Annotated in this window: 22 protein-coding genes, 1 tRNA gene and 2 pseudogenes; 15 read left to right on the forward strand and 10 right to left on the reverse strand. The window is 61.3% G+C overall.

Annotation, left to right across the window (positions count from 1 at the left end; all coding sequences use genetic code 11):
* The first annotated feature begins 24 nt into the window (after nucleotides 1-24).
* Nucleotides 25-1,005, forward strand: a complete 981-nt coding sequence (locus ATN00_RS01555) for an IS1595 family transposase (protein WP_082635054.1) — start codon at nucleotides 25-27, stop codon at nucleotides 1,003-1,005.
* 111 nt (nucleotides 1,006-1,116) lie between these two features.
* Nucleotides 1,117-1,770 (forward strand): PIN domain-containing protein, encoded by a 654-nt coding sequence (locus tag ATN00_RS01560; RefSeq protein WP_062061213.1) that lies wholly within the window; start codon nucleotides 1,117-1,119, stop codon nucleotides 1,768-1,770.
* Nucleotides 1,771-1,780: 10 nt separating this feature from the next.
* Here the strand turns inward: ATN00_RS01560 and ATN00_RS01565 are convergent, their stop codons facing one another.
* The 8 genes and pseudogenes from ATN00_RS01565 to yajC form a co-directional block, all read right to left on the reverse strand.
* Entirely contained in the window at nucleotides 1,781-2,167 is a 387-nt protein-coding gene (locus tag ATN00_RS01565) for a hypothetical protein (RefSeq protein ID WP_156415195.1), read from the reverse strand.
* Between the two features lie 112 nt (nucleotides 2,168-2,279).
* Nucleotides 2,280-3,005, reverse strand: a pseudogene (locus ATN00_RS01570) (magnesium chelatase domain-containing protein); the annotation flags it as partial.
* Nucleotides 3,006-3,035: 30 nt separating this feature from the next.
* A complete protein-coding gene (locus tag ATN00_RS01575) occupies nucleotides 3,036-3,710 on the reverse strand; it encodes an RlmE family RNA methyltransferase (protein WP_062061219.1) in 675 nt (224 codons plus the stop codon).
* Nucleotides 3,707-4,816, reverse strand: coding sequence for a Ppx/GppA phosphatase family protein (locus ATN00_RS01580; RefSeq protein WP_062061222.1), 1,110 nt, complete (start codon nucleotides 4,814-4,816; stop codon nucleotides 3,707-3,709). The genes ATN00_RS01575 and ATN00_RS01580 overlap by 4 nt, the downstream gene beginning before the upstream one ends.
* A 94-nt stretch (nucleotides 4,817-4,910) precedes the next feature.
* The gene (locus ATN00_RS01585; protein WP_082635056.1) at nucleotides 4,911-5,249 is read right to left on the reverse strand and encodes an Mth938-like domain-containing protein; all 339 of its coding nucleotides are present in this window, start codon (nucleotides 5,247-5,249) and stop codon (nucleotides 4,911-4,913) included.
* Between the two features lie 56 nt (nucleotides 5,250-5,305).
* Nucleotides 5,306-6,289, reverse strand: a complete 984-nt coding sequence (secF, locus tag ATN00_RS01590; RefSeq protein ID WP_062061225.1) for a protein translocase subunit SecF — start codon at nucleotides 6,287-6,289, stop codon at nucleotides 5,306-5,308.
* Between the two features lie 18 nt (nucleotides 6,290-6,307).
* The gene (gene secD / locus ATN00_RS01595) at nucleotides 6,308-7,906 is read right to left on the reverse strand and encodes a protein translocase subunit SecD (protein WP_062061227.1); all 1,599 of its coding nucleotides are present in this window, start codon (nucleotides 7,904-7,906) and stop codon (nucleotides 6,308-6,310) included.
* Nucleotides 7,907-7,913: 7 nt separating this feature from the next.
* Nucleotides 7,914-8,249 (reverse strand): preprotein translocase subunit YajC, encoded by a 336-nt coding sequence (yajC, locus tag ATN00_RS01600; RefSeq protein WP_062061230.1) that lies wholly within the window; start codon nucleotides 8,247-8,249, stop codon nucleotides 7,914-7,916.
* Between the two features lie 194 nt (nucleotides 8,250-8,443).
* On the opposite strand from yajC, the gene ATN00_RS01605 reads away from it, so the two are divergent.
* The 5 genes and pseudogenes from ATN00_RS01605 (at nucleotide 8,444) to ATN00_RS01630 (ending at nucleotide 12,977) form a co-directional block, all read left to right on the forward strand.
* Nucleotides 8,444-8,520: transfer RNA gene (locus ATN00_RS01605), tRNA-Pro, on the forward strand.
* A gap of 146 nt (nucleotides 8,521-8,666) precedes the next feature.
* A complete protein-coding gene (locus tag ATN00_RS01610) occupies nucleotides 8,667-9,206 on the forward strand; it encodes a glycoside hydrolase family 108 protein (RefSeq protein WP_062061233.1) in 540 nt (179 codons plus the stop codon).
* A gap of 11 nt (nucleotides 9,207-9,217) precedes the next feature.
* Nucleotides 9,218-9,490: a 3TM-type holin gene (locus ATN00_RS01615; RefSeq protein ID WP_062061236.1), complete on the forward strand. Its 273-nt coding sequence runs from the start codon at nucleotides 9,218-9,220 to the stop codon at nucleotides 9,488-9,490.
* A 69-nt stretch (nucleotides 9,491-9,559) separates the two neighbouring features.
* A complete protein-coding gene (locus ATN00_RS01620) occupies nucleotides 9,560-10,924 on the forward strand; it encodes a transposase (protein ID WP_013039168.1) in 1,365 nt (454 codons plus the stop codon).
* An 844-nt stretch (nucleotides 10,925-11,768) separates the two neighbouring features.
* Nucleotides 11,769-12,977 (forward strand): annotated as a pseudogene (locus ATN00_RS01630) (AIPR family protein).
* A 262-nt stretch (nucleotides 12,978-13,239) separates the two neighbouring features.
* On the opposite strand, the gene ATN00_RS01635 reads toward ATN00_RS01630, so the two are convergent.
* Nucleotides 13,240-13,890: a glutathione S-transferase family protein gene (locus ATN00_RS01635; RefSeq protein WP_062061245.1), complete on the reverse strand. Its 651-nt coding sequence runs from the start codon at nucleotides 13,888-13,890 to the stop codon at nucleotides 13,240-13,242.
* A 189-nt stretch (nucleotides 13,891-14,079) separates the two neighbouring features.
* Between ATN00_RS01635 and ATN00_RS01640 the strand changes: the two genes are divergently transcribed.
* From ATN00_RS01640 to ATN00_RS01655, 4 genes are all read left to right on the forward strand, one after another.
* Entirely contained in the window at nucleotides 14,080-14,568 is a 489-nt protein-coding gene (locus ATN00_RS01640) for a disulfide bond formation protein B (protein WP_062061248.1), read from the forward strand.
* The gene (locus ATN00_RS01645) at nucleotides 14,565-15,125 is read left to right on the forward strand and encodes a demethoxyubiquinone hydroxylase family protein (RefSeq protein ID WP_062061250.1); all 561 of its coding nucleotides are present in this window, start codon (nucleotides 14,565-14,567) and stop codon (nucleotides 15,123-15,125) included. Before ATN00_RS01640 ends, ATN00_RS01645 begins: the two co-directional genes overlap by 4 nt.
* Nucleotides 15,126-15,137: 12 nt before the next feature.
* On the forward strand, nucleotides 15,138-15,719 hold the full coding sequence (locus ATN00_RS01650) for a hypothetical protein (protein WP_062061252.1): 582 nt from the start codon (nucleotides 15,138-15,140) through the stop codon (nucleotides 15,717-15,719).
* Between the two features lie 118 nt (nucleotides 15,720-15,837).
* Nucleotides 15,838-16,260, forward strand: a complete 423-nt coding sequence (locus tag ATN00_RS01655; protein ID WP_062061254.1) for a hypothetical protein — start codon at nucleotides 15,838-15,840, stop codon at nucleotides 16,258-16,260.
* Between the two features lie 217 nt (nucleotides 16,261-16,477).
* Here the strand turns inward: ATN00_RS01655 and ATN00_RS01660 are convergent, their stop codons facing one another.
* The gene (locus tag ATN00_RS01660; RefSeq protein ID WP_062061257.1) at nucleotides 16,478-16,990 is read right to left on the reverse strand and encodes a hypothetical protein; all 513 of its coding nucleotides are present in this window, start codon (nucleotides 16,988-16,990) and stop codon (nucleotides 16,478-16,480) included.
* Nucleotides 16,991-17,190: 200 nt separating this feature from the next.
* Here ATN00_RS01660 and ATN00_RS01665 point away from each other — a divergent pair, with 200 nt between their 5' ends.
* The 4 genes from ATN00_RS01665 (at nucleotide 17,191) to ATN00_RS01680 (ending at nucleotide 20,559) form a co-directional block, all read left to right on the forward strand.
* Nucleotides 17,191-17,724, forward strand: coding sequence for an Mpo1 family 2-hydroxy fatty acid dioxygenase (locus tag ATN00_RS01665; RefSeq protein WP_062061259.1), 534 nt, complete (start codon nucleotides 17,191-17,193; stop codon nucleotides 17,722-17,724).
* A gap of 288 nt (nucleotides 17,725-18,012) precedes the next feature.
* On the forward strand, nucleotides 18,013-18,588 hold the full coding sequence (locus tag ATN00_RS01670) for a TMEM165/GDT1 family protein (protein WP_062061261.1): 576 nt from the start codon (nucleotides 18,013-18,015) through the stop codon (nucleotides 18,586-18,588).
* A gap of 82 nt (nucleotides 18,589-18,670) precedes the next feature.
* Nucleotides 18,671-19,606, forward strand: coding sequence for a complex I NDUFA9 subunit family protein (locus tag ATN00_RS01675; RefSeq protein ID WP_231746358.1), 936 nt, complete (start codon nucleotides 18,671-18,673; stop codon nucleotides 19,604-19,606).
* A 143-nt stretch (nucleotides 19,607-19,749) separates the two neighbouring features.
* Nucleotides 19,750-20,559: an undecaprenyl-diphosphate phosphatase gene (locus ATN00_RS01680; RefSeq protein WP_062061265.1), complete on the forward strand. Its 810-nt coding sequence runs from the start codon at nucleotides 19,750-19,752 to the stop codon at nucleotides 20,557-20,559.
* Nucleotides 20,560-20,692 lie beyond the last annotated feature (133 nt).

Consider the following 20,692-nt stretch of genomic DNA (forward strand, 5'->3'; position numbering starts at 1 on the left):
TGCAAGATACAGTTATGTCATTATATGCGATGCATAAGCAACGGATACGATGACATGCAACACTTCCTCCTTTCCTCCAAAGCCCGCACGATCAGCCTCAAGGCTGTTTTCAGCATGGGCGAGGACAAGGCGTATCAAACCTTCTGCGATATGCGTTGGGCTGACACGGACGGCGAAGCTGTGTGCCCGCGCTGCGGCTGCACGGAAAGCTACAGCATTGCCACGCGCCGCAAGTTCAAGTGCGTTGGCTGTCACCACCAGTACAGCGTCACCAGCGGCACTATCTTCGCCTCGCGTAAGATGAGCTTCACCGATCTGCTGGCCGCTATCGTGATCTTCGTGAACGGCGCGAAGGGCGTTGCCGCGCTCCAACTGAGCCGCGACCTGGATTGCCAGTACAAGACGGCTTTCGTACTCACGCACAAGCTGCGCGAGGCGATGGCGCGTGAGCAGATGGACCGCCAGCTTGACGGCGTGGTGGAAATCGACGGCGCGTATTTCGGCGGCTACAGCAAGCCGGAAAACCGCAAGGAAGATCGCAAGGATCGCCGCTTGAAGGCGAACCTCACTGGCAAGCGCCAGTGCGTTGTCATCATGCGTGAGCGCAACGGCAAGTCGCTGCCCTTCATCGTCCGCAATGAAGGCGATGCCGTTCCCTACGTCCGCGATCATGTTGGCACCGTTGCCACGATCATGGCCGACGAAGGTACGGGATGGGATGCGCTTCATGCCGGTTGGGATACGCGCCGCGTAAATCACTCGGTAGCGTTTCTGGACAACGGCGCTTGCACCAATCAGGCCGAAAGCTACTTCTCTCGCCTGCGTCGGATGGAAGTCGGAACGCACCACCATATCGCTGGCCCGTACATCGGCCAGTATGCGCGGGAGGCTTCGTGGCGCGAAGATAACCGCCGCGTCGATAACGGCACTCAGGCGGTGATGGTGACGGCTGCGGCAATGGAAGCGCCGGTTAGCCGTCAGTGGAAGGGCTACTGGCAGCGCTAAAAAGCAAAAACCCCAAGAGCCGTAGCTCCTGGGGGATCCGCTGGGCGCACCATGCGGCGTTGCAATTGCTGATCTAGGAATCTACCGAGTCCGTGTCAACAGGGAGTTAACGTGCGCGGGGCACTTTATATCGACGGATTCAACCTCTACCACGCAGTGGATGATCTTGGAGTTCCGCATTACAAATGGTGTAACTTCTGGAAATTGGCCGAGCTAATTTCCAAGGGGCAGGCACGTTCGATAACCCGCGTCGTATTTTGTACCGCATACTTCAAAGGCGACCATGGCAAGCGGGTCAGGCACGAGGCGCTTGTAAACGCTCAAGCCATCGTGGGAGTTGAAACCAAGTTGGGTCACACCACAACCGAGCCTATGAAATGCAAAAGGCACAGTTGCGGGCATCGTTGGGATCAGCCCCGTGAAAAGGAAACGGACATAAACCTGTCTCTGTCCCTTTTTGCCGACGCCTGTGACGATGTTTTTGACGTAGCTTTTCTGCTGACCGCCGACACCGATCAGGCGGCAACAATATCATTCTTCCGCAATCGCTTTCCCGATAAACGCATCGTCAACGTGATCCCTCCCGGCAGAATGCCGTCGCAGCACCTTGCAAACTTGGCTCACGGAAAGATCCGGATGACAGCGAATCACCTGGATACGTGCGCCTTGCCTGAAATGGTGGCTAAGGATGGGTTCAAAACGATATACCGGCCCGCTGAGTATGCGCCGCCACCGGGTTGGGTCCACCCAGACGACAGGCCGTAAGGCTTTAGGGCTACCTGACAATCTCCCACTGCAGCCAAAGCCCCGTTTCCTCAACCGACCGCACTAGGCCATTCTGGCGCTTATCGCGCAGCACATGGCCCACCCGCCGGGTCATGATGTTGAGGATACCAGCATCGTTCTCTAGCCCGCGCTGATCCACGATCATGGCGGCTATCTCCCGCGTGGAAAGCGGCCCCTTTGCTACACGCAGGATCGACAGCACTGCGCGGCTCATCTCCCCTCGCTTGCTCCATGACTTGGGTGGCACGAACACCTTGGGCAAAACGCTCTCCTGCACGAAGTCAGGGGCGAACAGCCGGAGTGTGGCGTCCAGATGCTCCAGATCGGTGGATAGCTGCTGAAGGCGAGCGTGGCACAAGGCAATCTCGCCGGTCATCTCTGCGCGCTTCCGTTTGAGCGCATCTAGGGCGTAGTCCGTCATACGATGACATTACGCACTACAGGCGATTACATCTATCTAGAGGCTGGTGCGTTTGCTACATAATGCCGAGCGCTTCTCCGGGGGTCAGTTCGGGGAGGATGCCAGGCAGGCAACTTGCCATCAGTGATTTACCCGCGCCCGGAGGCCCCATCATCAATAGATTGTGGCCGCCGGCCGCCGCGATCTCCAGGGCACGTTTGGCTGTTTCCTGTCCCTTCACCTGCTTGAGATCCGCAGTGCGGGCTGGCGGTTCAACCGCGCCTGGCTGCGGTGGCGACAGGGCGGCCGTGCCTTTGAAATGATTGAGAAGACCGAGAAGATCAGGCGCGGCGATGACTTCGACCTGTCCGGCCCAGGCGGCCTCCGATCCTTGCGCGACGGGGCAGACAAGGCCCATCTCCCGCTCCCCTGCGTGGAGCGCGGCGAGCAGCACGCCCGGCGTCGGCGCGATCCGCCCGTCAAGGCTGAGTTCGCCTACGACGACATAGCCCGCCAGCGTTTCCGCATCGATAACGCCCATCGCGCCAAGCAGCGCCAGCGCAATGGGAAGGTCGAAATGCGATCCTTCCTTAGGCAAGCCGGCAGGCGACAGGTTGACCGTGATCCGCTTGGGCGGGAGCGACAGGCCAATGGCAGCGATAGCATTGCGGACGCGCTCACGGCTTTCTGCCACCGCCTTGTCCGGCAGGCCGACGACGATGAAATTGGGCAGACCCGCAACAAGCTGGCACTGCACTTCGACGCCGCGCGCCTCCAGCCCGAGATAGGCCACTGTCGATACCGTGGAAACCAAGAGCCCCCCTGCCCTTTTCTGATGGCCGTTTCAGTCCTGCTTTTCAGGCTGGCCCTTGAACCCCTGCGCGACGACATACCATTCGACGCTGCCCTTTCGGCTGGCGGGCGGCTTGGCATGTTTGATCGTGGTGAAATGCTTCTTGAGCACGGCAAGGAGATCGGCGTCGGTGCCGCCCGCGAAAACCTTCGCGACGAAGGTGCCGCCCTTGCGGAGATTTTCGACCGCGAACCATGCCGCGGCCTCGACCAGCGCCATGGTCCGCAGATGGTCCGTCTGCGGATGGCCGACCGTGTTCGCCGCCATGTCGGAAATCACAAGATCGGGCGCCTCGCCCAACGTATCCCGCAATAGGTCAGGCGCCTTGTCGTCCATGAAGTCCATTTCGAACAGGGTGACGCCGGGAATGGGATCGGTCGGCAGCAGGTCGATGCCCACCACCTTCGCCTTGGGGCTGAGCTTCCGCACGACCTGCGCCCAACCGCCGGGTGCGACGCCCAGATCGACGACGGCGCGCGATCCCTTCACGAAATGGAATTTCTCATCCAGTTCGATCAGCTTGAAGGCGGCGCGGCTGCGCCATCCTTCCGCCTTGGCGCGGCGGACATAGGGGTCGTTCAGATGCCGTTCGAGCCAGCGGGTCGATTGGGCCGTGCGCCCTTTCGCCGACTTCACCCGAATCTTGCCAGCGCCCGCGCCCCTCACATCATGCCTCCATCGCGTTCCATCAGGCTACGCAATATGCCTTCGCGGATGCCCCGGTCCGCGACGCCCAGACGCGCAGCGGGCCAGATGTCCAATATCGATTCGAGGATCGCGCAGCCCGCCACGACCAGATCGGCCCGTTCCGTACCGATGCAGGGCAGCTTCTGCCGCTCCGCCAGGTTCATAGTGGAAAGACGCGCGGAAATGGCGCGCATCGACGTGGAGGGAACGATGAGCCCGTCTATGACATGCCGGTCATAGCGTTGCAGATTGAGGTGCAGGCTGGCGAGCGTCGTCACCGTACCCGATGTGCCCAGCAACCGGATATCCGCCTGATCTCGGGGCAGACGGCGTGCAATGGCGGAAAACGCATCTGCGACCCGCGCGCGCATCCGGCCATAAGCGGCCAAACGTTCGGCGGGATCGGCGTGATCGAACGCTTCGCTTTCGGTCAATGAAACGACGCCCCATGGGGCGCTGATCCAGTCCACTATTTGCGGGGTGCCCTTGCTTCTCGCTTCCACCAGCACCAGTTCGGTCGAACCCCCGCCAATGTCGAAGATGAGCGCGGGACCGTTGCCTGGCTCCAGTAGCGCATGACAGCCCAGCACGGCCAGCCGCGCTTCTTCCTGCGCGCTGATGATATCAAGCGCTATGCCAGTTTCTCGATAGACCCTGTGGATAAACGCCTGCCCGTTGGTGGCGCGACGGCAGGCTTCCGTCGCGACCGAGCGGGCCAGGGTGACATGACGGCGGCGCAGCTTTTCAGCGCAGACGGACAGAGCGGCAATGGCCCGATCGATCGCCGCGTCGCTGATGCAGCCCGTGGCGGCCAGCCCTTCACCCAGACGCACGATCCGTGAAAAAGCGTCGACGACAATGAAACCGTCCGACGACGGCTTGGCGATCAGCAAACGGCAGTTGTTGGTGCCCAGATCGATGGCAGCATAGGCATGGCGTTGGTGCGATATATGGGCGCCCCGTTTGGTTGGGGGAGGAATGACCGCAGCCTTGCTCCCACTGTCCGGACCGTTGCGGGCGCGGTTGCCCGAAAAACGGCCGGCTGGGCCGGAACTCTGCGGCGATGGGCGGCTGTGCTGCACCATGGCCGTATCTCACTTCATCAACGCCGGGCCGGGAGGCTCCGGTACTTGATGACAAACCTAGGCAGATGCGCGCCAAAGCGCAAGGCGCATGGAATCAGAGAGGTAAGAGCGCCGCGACAATCCAGCGTTCCTCCGCCCTGAGCACGCCCCAGGCGCGCGCCGCCGCGCGGCTGTCCATGACTTCGACGCCGATCCCCCTGGCTTCCAGATCGCGAACGAAGCTGCGGGAAGGTTGACGCAAACCGGCGCCCGTTCCAAGGAGGAGAAACTCCGGGCGGGGATCAAGGTCGAACAGGTCACCCAAGGCCGCAGCCGTCAGCACATCGGGGCTGCGCGCTTCGTCCCAAGCCAATGCTCTTAAAGGACTGAGCAGCAGTCCGGCCGGGAAGACATCGTCTTTCACGCGGAAGCCGCGACCGCAAAAGCCGGTCACGATCGGCCCCTGCCCCGCATCATCACGGCGCAGCTCTATTCCGGTGCGTTTGCCGTTCAGGGCCGCGCCCCATCGTCGCGCGGTCCCACCCGCTCAGCCTGCGCGGCGATGGACTTGCGCTCCTTGCGCTCGCCCGCCTGCGGCGTCAGGCCAAGGGTGATCAGCAGCGAGGAGGACACATAGACCGACGAATAAGTACCCACGACAATGCCCAGCATCATGGCGGCGGTGAAGCCGCGCAACACATGGCCGCCGAACAGCAGCAACGCGCCCAGCGCCAGCATGATCGTCACCGAGGTCATGACCGTGCGGGGCAGCGTTTCATTGACGGACAGGTCGATCAGAGCCTTCATGTCCATCTTGCGGTATTTCCGCATATTCTCGCGGATGCGGTCGTCGATCACCATCTTGTCGTTGATGGAGTAGCCCACGATCGTCAGCACGGCGGCGACGATATTGAGGTCGAATTCCAACTGGGTGATGGCGAAGAAACCGAGCGTCATCAACACGTCGTGCATGATCGCGACGAAGGTCGATATGCCGAACTGCCATTCGTAACGGAACCAGGAGAAGATCGCGATACCGATCACCGCCAGCATGACGGCCAGCACGCCGTTCTGGATCAACTCACCCGACACCTTGCCCGATACCGTGTCATACCGGGAAAAGGTGACGCCGGGGAACTCCGCCGTCATCGCCTTGCGCGCCTTTTCCACAATGGCGTTGGCCGCGCCCGCCCCGCCCTGTTCGGGGAGCGGCAGGCGGATCTGAACCGTCCTGGGATCGCCGAATTGCTGGAGAGATCCGTCGCCCACGCCCAGACGGTCGACGGTCGTGCGGACCTTGTCGAGTTGGGGCGGTTGCTGGAAGCGGGCTTCGATCATCAGGCCGCCGACAAAATCGACGCCCAGATTGAGGCCGCGATGCAGGGTCGCACCAACGGCCAGCACCGTCAGCAGCGCCGTGAGCGCGAACGCCCAGTGCCGCAGCTTGACGAAGCCGATATTGGTGTTGTCGGGGACGAGCTTAAGCAGTTTCATATTGTCTCTCCCGCCCCGTCAGATGTTGATTTCGGTCGGGCGCTTGGTACGCAGCCACCACGCGGCGAGCACACGCGTGAAGGTCACGGCGGTGTATACGCTGGTGGCGATGCCGATCAGCAGCACGATGGCGAAACCCTTGATCGGACCCGAACCCAGCGCCAGCATGATGCCGCCTGCAATGGCGTGAGTCACGTTCGCCTCGAAGATGGTGCGGCTGGCTTCCTTATAGCCATATTCGATCGCCTGCACCACGCCCCGGCCACGTCGCCGCTCTTCGCGAATCCGCTCGTAGATAAGGACGTTGGCGTCCACCGCCGTGCCGATGGTGAGCACGAAACCGGCGATGCCCGGCAGGGTCAGCGTCGCGCCGAGAATGCCCATCACGCCCAGAATGACCAGCACGTTGATGGTCACGGCGATATTCGCATAAACGCCGAAACGCCCGTAGCTGAAGAACATGAAGGCCGCGACGGCGACCACGGCGATAACCGAGGCGATCAGACCCGCGCGAATGGAGTCGGCGCCAAGCTGCGGCCCGACAGTGCGTTCCTCGACCACCGTCAACGCAACCGGCAACTTGCCCGAACGCAACGCTATGGCGAGCTGGTTGGCGCTCTCGACCGTGAAATTACCGCTGATCTGCGCGCTGCCGCCCAGAATCGGCTCATTGATGTTCGGCGCGGACAGCACTTTGCCGTCCAGGATGATGGCAAAGGGCCGATTGACATTCTGCGACGTCACCTGCCCGAATTTGCGACCGCCAGAACCATTGAAGCGGATATTGACGATCGCCTGGTTGTTCTGGTCATAGCCCTGCGTCGCGTCGGTCAGATCCTCGCCCGACACCATCACCTGCCGCTTGACCGCGATCACCGGCACGCGGGATGGATTGTCCGGATAGGGCAGGACTTCGCTGCCCACCGGGGCGCGGCCCTGCGCCACTTCGGCGGGGTTGGCGTTGACGTCGACCAGCTTGAATTCGAGCTTCGCGGTCTGGCCCAGAAGGTCTTTCAGCGCCTTGGGATTCTGAAGGCCCGGCACCTGTACGACGATACGATTGTCGCCCTGCTGCTGGATGGTAGGTTCGCGGGTGCCCATTTCGTCGATGCGCTTGCGGATAACCTCGGTCGCGACTTCCATCGCGCTCTTCACCGCATTGTTGATGCCTGCATCGGTGGGCGTGATGACGATGGTGGAGCTGTTCACCACTTCGACATTGAAGTCGCGCTGGCCGGTGAGACCCGCGCCCTGGGTCAACGGGCGGATGCGCTCGACGGCGGCATCGACCTGCGCGGGATTGCGAACCATGAAGCTGAGCTTGCCGTCGCGGCTGGAAATGTCGCCGACCGCGATCTTCGGATCACCCCGGCGCAGTTCGGTGCGGACCTGCTCCTCCATATTGGTGAGCCGCTGTTTCGCGACGTCCTGCGTGGAGGCTTCGAGCAACAGGTGGCTGCCGCCGGAAAGGTCGAGGCCAAGGTTCACGCGGGTCTGCATGAACCGGGGCAGCTTTTCGGCAGCCGAGTCCGGCAGGAAGCTGGGCACGGCACACAGGATGCCGATGACCAGCGGCAGCAAGATCGCGGCGACCGCCCAGCGCGAGAAGTTCAGCATCGCTCGCTCAGTCGTTCGCGGGCTTGGCGGTCATGGGATCGACGACATCGGACAGGGTGCCCTTGACGGCCTTCACCTTCATGCCCGGCGCGAGTTCGACATCGACATAGACGTCGTCGACACGGACAACCTTGCCGACGAGGCCGCCGCCGGTGACGACCTGATCGCCCTTCTTCACTGCCTCGATCTTGGTCTTGTGATCCTTCATCCGCTTTTGCTGCGGACGGATCAGCAGGAACCAGAAGACTACGAAGATCAGGACCAGCGGAAGCATCTGCACCAGCATGGAAGCGCCGGAAGCTTGCCCGCCAGCGGTCTGGGCAAAAGCTGGAGTTATGAGCATGGGTGGGACTTTCGCCTTGTTCTCTGTTCTCTTGTCCAAAATCGCGGGCGCGCGGCACCCACGGATCAAGGGCGGGCGGCTAACACAGCGGGACCGGCGAGGCAATATGATTAGGGAATGAGGCAAGCCGTAAAAAGCGATGACCGAGGGCCTTGCATGTTATCGAACATGCATCTATGTGCCGCGGCTCCGGTCGGGACGTAGCGCAGCCTGGTAGCGCATCACACTGGGGGTGTGGGGGTCGGAGGTTCGAATCCTCTCGTCCCGACCAAAATCAAGAGAGAGATGGCGAGGGGATCGCCGTTTCTTGCCCCTCCTATTTTTCCTATTTGTTGAACCCGCGTGGTTTTTGCTGTCCTACAGCGAACCATATGGGATAAATGATTCGCCTTTCCGGGAACATGGGGACAGGCGGACATGGACATTGCGGCGTTGATCGACGAGCTGATCGAACGCGAGGGCGGGTATAGCCATCACCCGGCCGATCGCGGCGGGCCGACCAACTGGGGCATCACGCAGGGCGTGGCGCGTGACAATGGCTATGTCGGGGACATGCGGACAATGCCGCGCGCGGTGGCGGAAAGCATCTATCGGCGGCTTTACTGGGAACGGCCGGGCTATGCCTTCGCCGCGGAGATCGCGCCGGAGGTGGCGGCGGAGCTGTTCGACACCGGGGTGAATATGGGTCCGGCGGTGGCGACGGGCTTCCTCCAGCGGGCGCTCAATGCGCTCAATCGCAACCAGAAGGATTATCCCGACCTGAAGGTGGACCGGATGATCGGGGCGAAGACGCTGGGCGCGCTCGGCGCGTTCATGGCCCTGCGCGGATCGGCGGGCGAACGCGTGCTGCTGAAAGCGGTCGAGGCGTTGCAGGGGGAGCGCTATATCGCGCTGGCGGAAAGCCGGCCCGCTAATGAAGCCTTTCTCTACGGGTGGCTGGCGAACCGTATCGGTTAAGGAGAGGCCATATGAGCAGGCAGGAACAGACAACGGACACGGACGACGCATGGGTCAGGCGGGCGCGGCCGGCCTTTCTCTACATGATGTATGGGCTGCTGCTGTGGTCGGTGCCGATGGGCCTGATCGCGGGCATCCGGCCGCACATGGCGGCGGCCATGGTCGAGGGGATGCGCGCCTATCTGGAGGCGCTGCCGGAACCGCTCTATGCCCTCTTCGGCACGGGCTATCTGGGCTACACCGCCGCGCGGGCGTGGGGGAAAGCGAAGGGCGTCGAGCGTTAACAGGCCGTTGACGAAGTCGGCGGTGGCTGATTCAGTGCGGCAGTGGGATTGTCTGGCGGGTTAGCGGCGATGGCGATGGGGCGTGATAGCGAGGTCCAGTCCGATTTGATCGTGACGTGGGCGGAGATACCGCGTTCACCGGGGCATGTTTTCTACGACAAGCTCCAGAAGCTGCTGGCCGAGGCGGGCTTCGATGGCTTTGTCGAGAAGACGTGCAAGCCCTATTATGCGCCGCGGATGGGAGCCCCGTCGCTGCCGCCGGGCCGCTATTTCCGCATGCTGCTGATCGGCTATTTCGAGGGCATCGACAGCGAACGCGGGATTGTCTGGCGCTGTTCGGATTCGCTGTCGCTGCGGGAGTTCCTGCGACTGTCGAGCCGCGACAAGGTCCCTGATCATAGCTGGTTGTCGAAGACGCGGAGCCGCCTGCCGCACGAGGTACATGACCAGATCTTCGGCTGGGTACTGGCCCTCGTCGCCGGGCACGATCTGGTGAAAGGCGAGCGGATCGGCGTCGATGGCTCGACCATGGAGGCGAACGCCGCGCTGCGTACCATCGTGCGGCGTGACAATGGCGAGACCTACCGCGAGATGCTGGTGCGCATGGCGCAAGAGAGCGGCATCGACACGCCGACGATCGACGACCTTGTCCGGCTCGATCGCAAACGCAAGGGCAAGAAGCTGTCGAATGCGGACTGGGCGAGCAAGACCGATCCCGACGCGAAGGTCGCGCGGATGAAGAACGGCTCGACGCGTCTGGCCTACAAGCCCGAACACGCGGTCGATCTCGACACGGGTGTTATCGTGGCAGCGCCGATCCACCCGGCCGACAAGGGCGACACGACAACGCTCGACGCCACGCTGGAGACGGCAGCACGCAACCTCGCCGACATTGGCCTGGCGCCGACGTCCGGGGATCCCTGCGATCTTGTGACCGATAAAGGCTATCATTCGCGCGAGCTCCTCAAGGGTCTCGACGGCGACATCTGGAAGACGCGCATCGCCGAGCCGGCACCGCCGAATGGATATCTGCGCTGGCACGGCGACGAGGCTGCCCAGAAGGCCGTCTACGCCAATCGGTCTCGCCTGAAATCCGCCGTCGGACGCAAGGCGATGCGCAAGCGTGGTGAGATGGTCGAGCGTAGCTTTGCCCACGTCCTGGATCGCGGCGGCATGCGCCGCGCGTGGCTGCGCGGGCGCGAGAATGTTCACAAGCGTTATTTGATCCACGTCGCCGGGTTCAATCTTGGCATTCTCATGCGCGCCCTGTTCGGTTGCGGCACTCCGAGGGGCGCCAGGGGCGCATCCAAGGCATTCTTGTTCGTAGTTCAGACCGATGTTGCGCTCGTCATCGCCCTCGTCGCCGAGTTCGACGGAGAAAGGGCCATGCTCCTCATCGTTTTTACCCCTGAAGGCGCTGACAGACCCGGCTGAAAACCGACTTCGTCACCGCGCTGTTAAGGCGCGGATCGGTGTTTGGTTCCGGCGGGCTGTGAATCTTCGCGGCGGCAGTTTTTGCGTGGGAGCCACAGCTTCGCGGCATGCCTTATCTTTATCTTTTCCGACTAGGGCTGTTTGCCGTCTGACCGGTTTCTGGTGCCGGGTAAAGAATAACAGCTGCCTTGGAACCGCCGCCTATCCCATTGCCTTGGGATATCACCACCGGCGTGACGCAAGTCTCAACCTCTCAAGGAAGGGCTGGATTTCCTCCCCGCAGGTCCTATGGTTGTGTCCAACATCCTGTGAGTAGAGGCCGTCCGCGCATCCTGTTATCAAGGCTCAGTGCCAGCAATTCAAAACTAACGAATCTCTGCACCATATGTCTGAATCTGAGGTCTTCGAAGCCTATACAATCTATTCTGTAATTTCAGGACAACTTGGTCACGGTATTAACCCCCTACAAGTTCATCTTAAAGGAGACGAGTTCGGGCTAGACGGCGCCGCTGTGATCATCCAGGGGGATTTGGTTACGGATACCGATGAGGCCAACGCCGCCCTACAGGACGTTAACAACCCTGAAGTCGAATTCGCGTTCTTTCAGTCCAAGACCGGTACCAGCTACGACTATGGCGATATCGGAAAACTCTTCGATGCGGTAGAAAAATTCTTTGATGATGAACTTTACGGCGAGAGCGACCAGTTAGACGATCTCATAAATGTCAAGGACGTCATTTATAAGAAAGCCGTGGCGAAGAAAAATCCCGGACTGCGTATCTACTATGCAACGTCCGAGCTTTATAAAAACCCGCCTCGGATTGAGAAACTAATCGACGATCGGATGCAGCGGCTCAAAGACCGCAGTATCTTTGACAAAGATCGAATTATTATCGAAATGCTGGGAGCGGACAAGCTCCAAACATTCTACCGTTCCGCGTCTCGCTCTGCTCAAGTCAAGATAGAATTTCCTAAGCAGGTGTCCTTGCCGAAAAATGAAAAGGTCGAACAGGGCTACATCGGTTTCATAGATGCATCTGAGTTGGTGAAGATGGTTGAAGTCAAGGATGACAAAGGAATAGTCATAGGCGTCAACCGATATGTATTTTTCGACAATGTCCGCGATTACAATGAGAACTCTCCCCTTAACAAGCGTATTTCTGACACCATCGGCGACGATCAGGGATATGACTTCGTGTTCCGTAACAATGGTGTCACCGCAATTGCAAAATCTATACATTGTACAGCCGACGAGTTCCGAATTGAGGATTACCAGATTGTTAACGGTTGCTAAACAACTAATATTCTTTTCAACAATCGGGATAACCTCAAAGGCATCTCTGTTCCTTTTCGTCTGATCGGAGCAAATGATGATGATTTCATCGCATCTATAATTATCGGCACGAACAGCCAGAACAAGATCAATGAAGAGCAGTTTCTCGCATTGCTGCCGTTTGTCAAGAACCTCGAAGAGTACTGCCAATCGATCGATGATCAATTAAAGATCTTCATTGAACGCCGCGAGAACCAATATCAACGCGAGGAGATTGAGCGGGCCCGCATCATGCAGTTTCCGGTATTGATGAAGGCGATCTCCGCAACTCTTCTGAACCAGCCGAACCGATCGGCACGAGATTACAAGAAGATTTTCAAAGAAAATGTCGGTCTTATTTTCCAAGAGGAGAGCGATGTTCGACTGTATCATGCAGTCGCGTACCTTTACTACAGATTGGAGTTTTTGTGGCGCAATCAGAAAATCGATAATGCCTTGAAGATATATCGCTTCTATATCCTGTGGGGCGTCTATCAGGCAATTACTCATAGCGTCGATGTCTTGAAGGTGCGGAAGCCGAAGGATGTGACTGCCATCGCGAAGTCTATCGTGGACACTGCTGCGGACGAAGACAAGTTCAAGGCGATGGTCAAAGACGTGTCAAAGAAGCTAACAAATTTGGCAGCGCAACTGAGTTCGGAGAACCGCGAAAAGCTACGAGATGCAATCCGCGCAGACACTTTCTTCGGCCGTGTTCGTGAGAGCCTATTCCCAAAGTGAAGGCGTTCAAACTGGGTGAACAGAAACCGAAAACTGGCCAGGCACCGAATCGATCGATCTGCTGTAAGCGTGGAACCTCCACAGAGTAGGAGTCAGCAACCGCACTCTGAAAAAGTGTCAACCGAGAGAAAGTCGTTTACGATTTCTACGTTCGATCCTTATATGAACGATTTGCGGCTTTGGAGACGGTGGCCAGGCATATGGAACGGCGAAAAGTCGGCGCGTTGCTGACGCTCTGGCAAAACCCGCACCACGCCACTTGTCACCCTACCCTTCCCTCCCCCCTCTCCCGATCAGCTGCCTCGAACTGCTCGATCTGTTCGGTCCGGGCCTTCTGGAAGGCGGGGCGGCTGGTGATGCGCGTTACATAGGCTTCGCTCGCCGGCCGGTCGCCATAGGCGCGGATGTCCGGGATGCGTAGGACATCGGCCATCAACAGGTCCGCTATGGTGAAGCGGTTCGCCGCCAGCCATGGCCGCTCGCCCAATATTCTCTCCACATGGCCGAGGCGCTGGCCGAGCCAGCCGGTGAGATCGTCACTCTCCCCGCCGGTCATCTTCAGGAACCACCATGGCACCGTCACCATCTCCATCGAGTTGAGCGCGGCGATGGTCCATTGCAATGTCTGCGCTTCTCCCACCGGATCGCGCGGCATCAGCCTGTCGCTTTTGCGGGCGAGATGGAGGAGGCAGGCGCCGCTTTCGAATATCTCCAGCCCTCCATCGTTCAGGAACGGAACCTGGCCGAAGGGCTGGCGCTCCAGATGATTGGTTTCGCGCCCGTCGAACGGGACCGTGCCGATCGCGTAGGCAAGACCGGCTTCCTCGCACGCCCAGCGTAGCCGCAGGTCGCGCACGAAACCGCGCGGGCCGGGAGGAACCCAGTCATAGGTCCAGATGGTCAGTTCGCTCATGGCGGCGCGCCCTTCCTGTATCGGTTGCGGGGAACATCTTCTCATGCGGCTATTGGCGTCGAGTCAAATCATCATCGGCCTTTTGGTTGCATGGTTTGAGGCCGCGCGCGCCCGGCGGACCGGCATGGGAAAATAATCCTGCCGCAAGTTCAGCATGACGAAAGGCGCGCAGGGGTTTAAGCGGGCGTCATGAAGCATTTGCCCCTTGCCCGCGCATTGGCGCTGATCGTTCCGCTGGTCCTGCTGGGCGGGGCCTATGCCTCGCAATATGTCGGCGGGCTGCATCCGTGCGAAATGTGCTGGTGGCAGCGTTATCCGCACATGGCGGCGATCGTGCTGGCGGCGGCGGCCTTTGCGGTCAGGGGACGGCCCTGCTGGAGCGCGGCGTTCACGGCGCTGGCGGCCATCGCCATCGGGATCAGCGGGGGGATCGGCATTTTCCATGCGGGCGTCGAATATGGCTGGTGGCAGGGGCTGACCGCCTGTTCGACCAGTCCGGGGGGCGGCAGTTCCGCCGATATACTCGACCAGATCATGGCGACGCCGATCACGCGCTGCGACGTGGCGCCGTGGAGTTTGCTGGGCATTTCGCTGGCGGGATATAACGGCCTCTTGTCGCTTGGGTCCGCGCTCGCCATCTTGGGGCTGCTGAGCCGCAAAGGAGCACAGAAAGCATGAGCGCGCCCAAGCCCCAGGATTTCCCCCGCCCCGGCCGCCGGTCGAGCGACGCGGCGCGCGCCGCCATGCTGCGCGTGGACCAAGCGGGCGAGTTCGGCGCGACGCGCATCTATGCGGGACAGCTTGCGGTGATGGGGGACCGCCATCCCGACGCCCGCCTGATCGCAGGCATGGCCGCGCAGGAAGAACGGCACCGCAGGACATTCGACGCGATGATCGCGCGCAGGGGCGTGCGGCCAACGGCGCTGACGCCGATCTGGAGCGTGGCGGGCTTTGCGCTGGGCGCGGTGACGGCGGCCATCGGCCCGCGCGCCGCCATGGCCTGCACCGCCGCCATCGAAACGGAAATCGACCGCCACTATTCCGAGCAGCTCAAGGAATTGGGTCAGGACGACCCGGAACTCTCCACGCTCATCGCGGATTTTCAGGCGGAGGAAGTCGAGCATCGCGACACTGCGCTGGCCCATGGCGCGGAGCAGGCCCCGGCCTATCCCCTCCTGTCGGGTGCCATCCGTCTGGGTTGCCGTGCCGCCATCGCGCTTTCGAAGCGCATCTGAAAGGACGCTATCATGATGAAGACGCCGATGTTCGCCGCCGCCCTGCTGATGATGGGGACCGCCCTGCCCGCCATGGCGCAGACCGGCCCCGCCGATCAGGCCGCGCCCGCCGCGAGGCCGGAGAATGAAAAGGTGAACCTCGTCATCGTCTATGGCGACGATCCCTGCCCGCAAAGCGCCGGCAACGACATCGTGGTGTGCGCGCGCAAGGGCGAGGAGGAACGCTATCGCATCCCTGAACCGCTGCGCGGCGACCCGAACCAGCCCAGCCATCAGGCATGGGGCGAGCGGGTGCGGTCGATGGAATATGTCGGCCGCAGCGGCACGGAAAGCTGCTCTCCGGTGGGCGGCGGCGGGGCGACCGGCTGCTTCGCGCAGCTGGCGCGGCTGGCCAAGGCGGAGCGACGGGCGGCCGATAATGCAAGCTGGAAGGATCTGGTGGAGGCGGAGCGCGCGCGGCGGCTTTCCACCATCGACGCCGACAGCAAGGCGATCGAGGCGCAGGCCGTGGCCGATGAAAAGGCGCAGGCCGCGGAGCAGCAACGGCAGCAGCAGGCCGAGGAGCCGACTGGCGGCGCGCCCGATCAGCCTTGATGAACGCAGGGCCTGACGGAACCGTCACGGCCGCGGCGTCTTAAAAGCCGCTTCCCCCATATTGGGCGCATGGGGGATATATATGAGGGATATAGGGGCGAACGGAAGGATTTACGTCATGCGTTTTCGTGCCCTGTTGCCTTCGCTGCTGGTGATGGCCCTGCCTGCGCTGGCGGGGACAGCCGCGCAGGGCGCCCCTGCCCCGCCTCCCGTGCCCGCCGATCCGCCGCAGCGCGTGGCGACGCTGGTGGTCTATGGCGAAGACCCCTGCCCCAAAAGCGAGGGCGACGAGATCGTCGTATGCGCGCGCAAGCCCGAATCCGAACGCTATCGCATCCCCAAGAAGCTGCGCGAAAAACCCGAACCGGCGGGTGGCCCCGGATGGGGCAGCCAGGTCGCGACCATGGAACAGGTCCAGCGGCAAACCCTGCCGGGAAGCTGCTCGGCCATCGGCAGCAACGGCTTCACCGGCTGCACCGCCAAGATGCTGGAACAATGGTTCGCCGAACGGCGGATGCAGGAGTCGAAGGGCGAGCCTTAAGGGGGGCGGCCAATTGCGGCCCCTCAAATCCTCCCATGAAGGGAAAGGGGACCGGTGGAGGAATAGCACCGTCCCGATAGCGCGATGAGCTTCCGGTTCGCCACCTCCCCTTGCAGGGAAGAATTTATAGGTCTGCTCATATGCAATCGACCATGGTTAGAGATTCAGCGATTTTTCCAAATCGTCCAAAAGCAGCCGCAAAATGGAAAAATGACTTTTACTGCCCGGCGGGCGTAAAAGCAGTATCAGGGCTACGAGGAAATCCGATCTGCTCGTCGAGCGCTCGGGCATAGGGCAAGCGATAGTCTATCATACCTTCACTTGCTTCTCCGAAAATGGGGTAAGGCAAATTTAGATGCTCGATGGCCGCCCAACTGCCGTTCGCCTCGCTAAGCAGTAATCTGACCTTCTCCTTCCTATGAAAGGAAATCTCACAACCTCCTGCCGGTATTCTCAAAGAGAATGATGACAATCTCGGCCCTTTGAAGACTTTGCTTACCTTCAGGATAACCGGAATCGGCTTTTTTGCCCTGTAATCATATCCGCCAAGTCGAACAATTTTTCCATCCACTATAGCATCGACCTGTAGGATGTTCTGCCTCGCCTGTTCAATAATGGGAGGCGCTTTATAATCGGGAGAAGGCAGCGAACATCCCAATACTGCGCTTGCACTGGACGCCGAGACAGCCAAGAAAAATGATTTTGTGCGTTTGAAGGCCATCTTCAACACAAGATGTTGCTCCTTGGGGAATGGCAAGTCGAATCCCTTTGCTTCTTAACGCTTACAGTCGCCACTCCGCTCCCACCCACCCCCACCCGCGAACAGAGAAAATCACGAAAATTTCCTTGCGGGGGGACGCGAAGAGGGACAGAATCGGTTTCGGAAAGGACGCGGCGGAAGATCGCGCCCAAGGAGGAGGAGCCGGAGCGATGAGCAAGCTGGTCCACCATTTGACACTCTATGCGGCCTATCACCGCAATCCCCATAATGTCGCCACGCATATGGTGGGCATCCCGATGATCGTGCTGGGCGTCGACATATTGCTCTCACGCCCGATATTGCCCGCCGATCCCATCTCCCTGACGCCGGCCATCGCCCTATCGACGCTGGCGGCCTTTTATTATCTGGGGCTGGACGCAATGCTGGGGGCGATCATGACCGCGCTGCTGGTGATCGGCTGCTGGATGGGCATCGAAGTCGCGCAGATGCCGACAGGCCTGTGGCTGACGGCTGGCGGGGGGCTGTTCATCGCGGGCTGGGCGCTGCAACTGGTTGGCCATGGCTATGAGGGACGCAAGCCCGCCTTTCTGGACGATATACGCGGCCTGCTCATCGGACCGCTGTTCATCGTGACGGAGATCGTCTTTGCGCTGGGCGCGCGGCGGAACGTGCGGCAGGCGATCGAAAAGCGGCTGACCAAACCGTCGGAACGCGGCCATCATGGCCATGACTTGCCTTCGTGAAACGACTGCCCTAAAGGCGGACCCGTCATCTGGGGAGTAGCCAGCCGTTGCGGGCTTTCTGCGTACCGTGATTTCCGAGCCGGCGGCTGTTCCAGCCGCTTCGAAATCACTCTGCAACGGGCCGTTCGTCAACATATTCGGCCGAGAGGTCGTGGCGGACGGGATGGGCGGGAACATATGGTTCCAGCGCATCGGGCGAGACCAATGGCATCGCATCTTCCAGTCCGGCCGGGCGGGAGGACGCGGTGGCATTGCGTCTTTCACCTTCGCCCGGCCCCGGAAATCTGAATGGAAGCTCTCCTCACCTCCGCCGCGCTGGTCGCGCTCGCCGAAATGGGCGACAAGACGCAACTGCTCGCCATGCTGCTCGCCACCCGCTTCCGAAAGCCGGTGCCGATCATCATGGGCATATTGTTCGCGACGCTCGCCAATCATTTCCTGGCCGCTTTGGTCGGACACTCCATCGCGGGCGTGCTGACGCGGGACTGGTTCCGCTATGCCGTGGCCGCCAGTTTCATCGCGATGGCGGCGTGGACGCTGATCCCCGACACAATCGACGAGGACGCGCCGCTCAAGGCGCCGTCGAAGGCGGGCGTGTTCGTGACTACGCTGGTCGCCTTCTTCCTGGTCGAGATGGGCGACAAGACGCAGGTGGCGACCGTGGCGCTGGGCGCGCGCTTCGACAATCTGATCGCGGTGACGGCGGGCACGACGCTGGGCATGATGATCGCCAATGTGCCCGCGGTCCTGTTCGGCGAGGTGCTGGCGAAAAAGGTGCCGATGCGCGCGCTTCAGATCGGCGCGGCGCTGCTGTTCCTGCTTCTGGGCCTGTGGATGATTGCCGGTCTGCAAGGCTGGATATGATATAAGGCGGTTGTCAGCAGGCGGCGGCTGATGCAAGGGGGAGGCCAAGAGTCTTCCCCCTTATTCAGACATGGGACGCGTGATGAAGGACAGTCTGGTTACCCTGTTCGGCGGCGGCGGCTTTCTGGGCCGTCAGGTGGCGCAGGCGCTGCTGGAGCGCGGTGCGCGAGTGCGCGTGGCGCAGCGCGATCTGGCGGGCGCGGTGCGGATCAAGCCGCTGGGCGGCCTGGGCCAGACGCAGTTCGTCGTGGCGGACATCCGCAAGCCCAAAAGCGTCGCGCTGGCCGTCGCGGACAGCGACATCGTCATCAACCTGGTCGGCATATTGAGCGGCGATTTCGACGCGGTGCACCATCAGGGTGCGGCCAATGTGGCGAAGGCGGCGGCGGACGCAGGCGTCAAGGCGCTGGTCCATGTGTCGGCCATCGGCGCGGACGCGCAAAGCCCGTCCGCCTATGGCCGGTCCAAGGCGGCGGGCGAAGCGGCGGTCAAGGCGGCCTTTCCGAACGCGACCATCATCCGGCCGTCGATCATCTTCGGGCCGGAAGACCAGTTCCTCAACCGCTTTGCCGACCTGATCCGCATGGCTCCCGTGGTGCCGGTGATCGGCGCGGGCACGAAGTTCCAGCCGGTGTTCGTCACCGATGTCGCGGGGGCCATCGTCAATGCGGCGGCGCAGCCGGACGCGCATGGCGGCAAGACCTATGAACTGGGCGGGCCGCAGGTGCTGAGCATGATGGAGCTCAATGCATGGATCGCCAAGGCCATCGGGCGGGAACGCAGCCTGATGGCGGTGCCCGCGCCGATCGCTTCGCTGATCGCGACCTTTGGTTTCCTGCCGGGCGCGCCGATCACGCGGGACCAATATGCGATGCTGCAAAAGGACAATGTGGTCGCGCCGGACGCGCAAGGGCTGGCGGCGCTGGGCATCGCGCCGACGCCAATGGGCGCGGTCGCGGAAGGCTGGCTGGTGCGCTATCGCCGGCATGGCCGCTTCGCCGGGCGCGTAAAGGCCTGAACCGATCCATCGACGGGACGAAAGCCGCTCGCGACCGGCTGCCCATGGGGCGCTTTGCGGGCGGCGCGGTCTGCGGCAATGTGTGCGGCGCACAATCGTGCTTTCCCCGTAACGAAAACCTGACCCGAGGACCATAGCGCCCCATGGACATGCATTATCTGACGGTCATCCTGCTCGGCATCGTCGAGGGGCTGACCGAATTCCTGCCGGTATCCTCGACCGGCCACCTCATATTGGCCAGCGAACTGCTGGGCTATGACGCATCGACCTGGGCGATGTTCAATGTCGTGATCCAGCTCGGCGCGATCATGGCGGTGGTGGTGCTGTATTGGCGGACATTCTGGGCGGTCGCCATGGGCCTGCTGCGGCGGGAGCCGGTGAGCTGGCGTTTCCTGCGGAACCTGCTGATCGCGTTCATGCCATCGGCCGTCATCGGGCTGGCGCTGCATAATTATATCGAAGTGCTGCTGGGCGCGCCGCAGGTCGTGGCCTGGGCGCTCATCGTCGGCGGCATCGCCATCCTGCTGATCGAGCGGATGGTCAAGAAAGCGGAATATCACGGCATCGCCGACATTCCGCTGCTGCAAGTGGCCGGTATCGGCTTCATCCAGTGCATTTCGATGATCCCCGGGGTGAGCCGTTCGGGCGCGACGATCATGGGCGCCTTGATGTTGGGCGTGGAGCGGCGGACGGCCGCGGAGTTCAGCTTCTTCCTCGCCATCCCCACCATGCTGGGCGCGAGCACGCTGGAGTTGCTGAAAAAGGGCGATCAGATCACCAGCGCCAGCGTGGGATGGGGCAGCATCGCGCTGGGCTTTATCGTTTCCTTCATCGTCGCGCTGCTGGTCATCAAATGGTTTGTGGGACTCGTGTCGCGGCGGGGATTCACGCCCTTTGCCTGGTATCGAATCGTGGCGGGCGCGGCGGCATTGATCTGGCTGGCGGCAAGATAGGTCCGTTTCGGAACTATATAAACGCCTTATCCTGCAATCCATTCGCATTAAAGACGGATGATGCTGGATTTTAGGTAAATTATGCTGACCTAATGGCCAGAATCCGCGTGACTTTGCCTATCTTTGAGCCTAT

Origin of the sequence: Sphingobium baderi (genome assembly GCF_001456115.1) — a bacterium.
GTDB classification, from domain to species: domain Bacteria; phylum Pseudomonadota; class Alphaproteobacteria; order Sphingomonadales; family Sphingomonadaceae; genus Sphingobium; species Sphingobium baderi_A.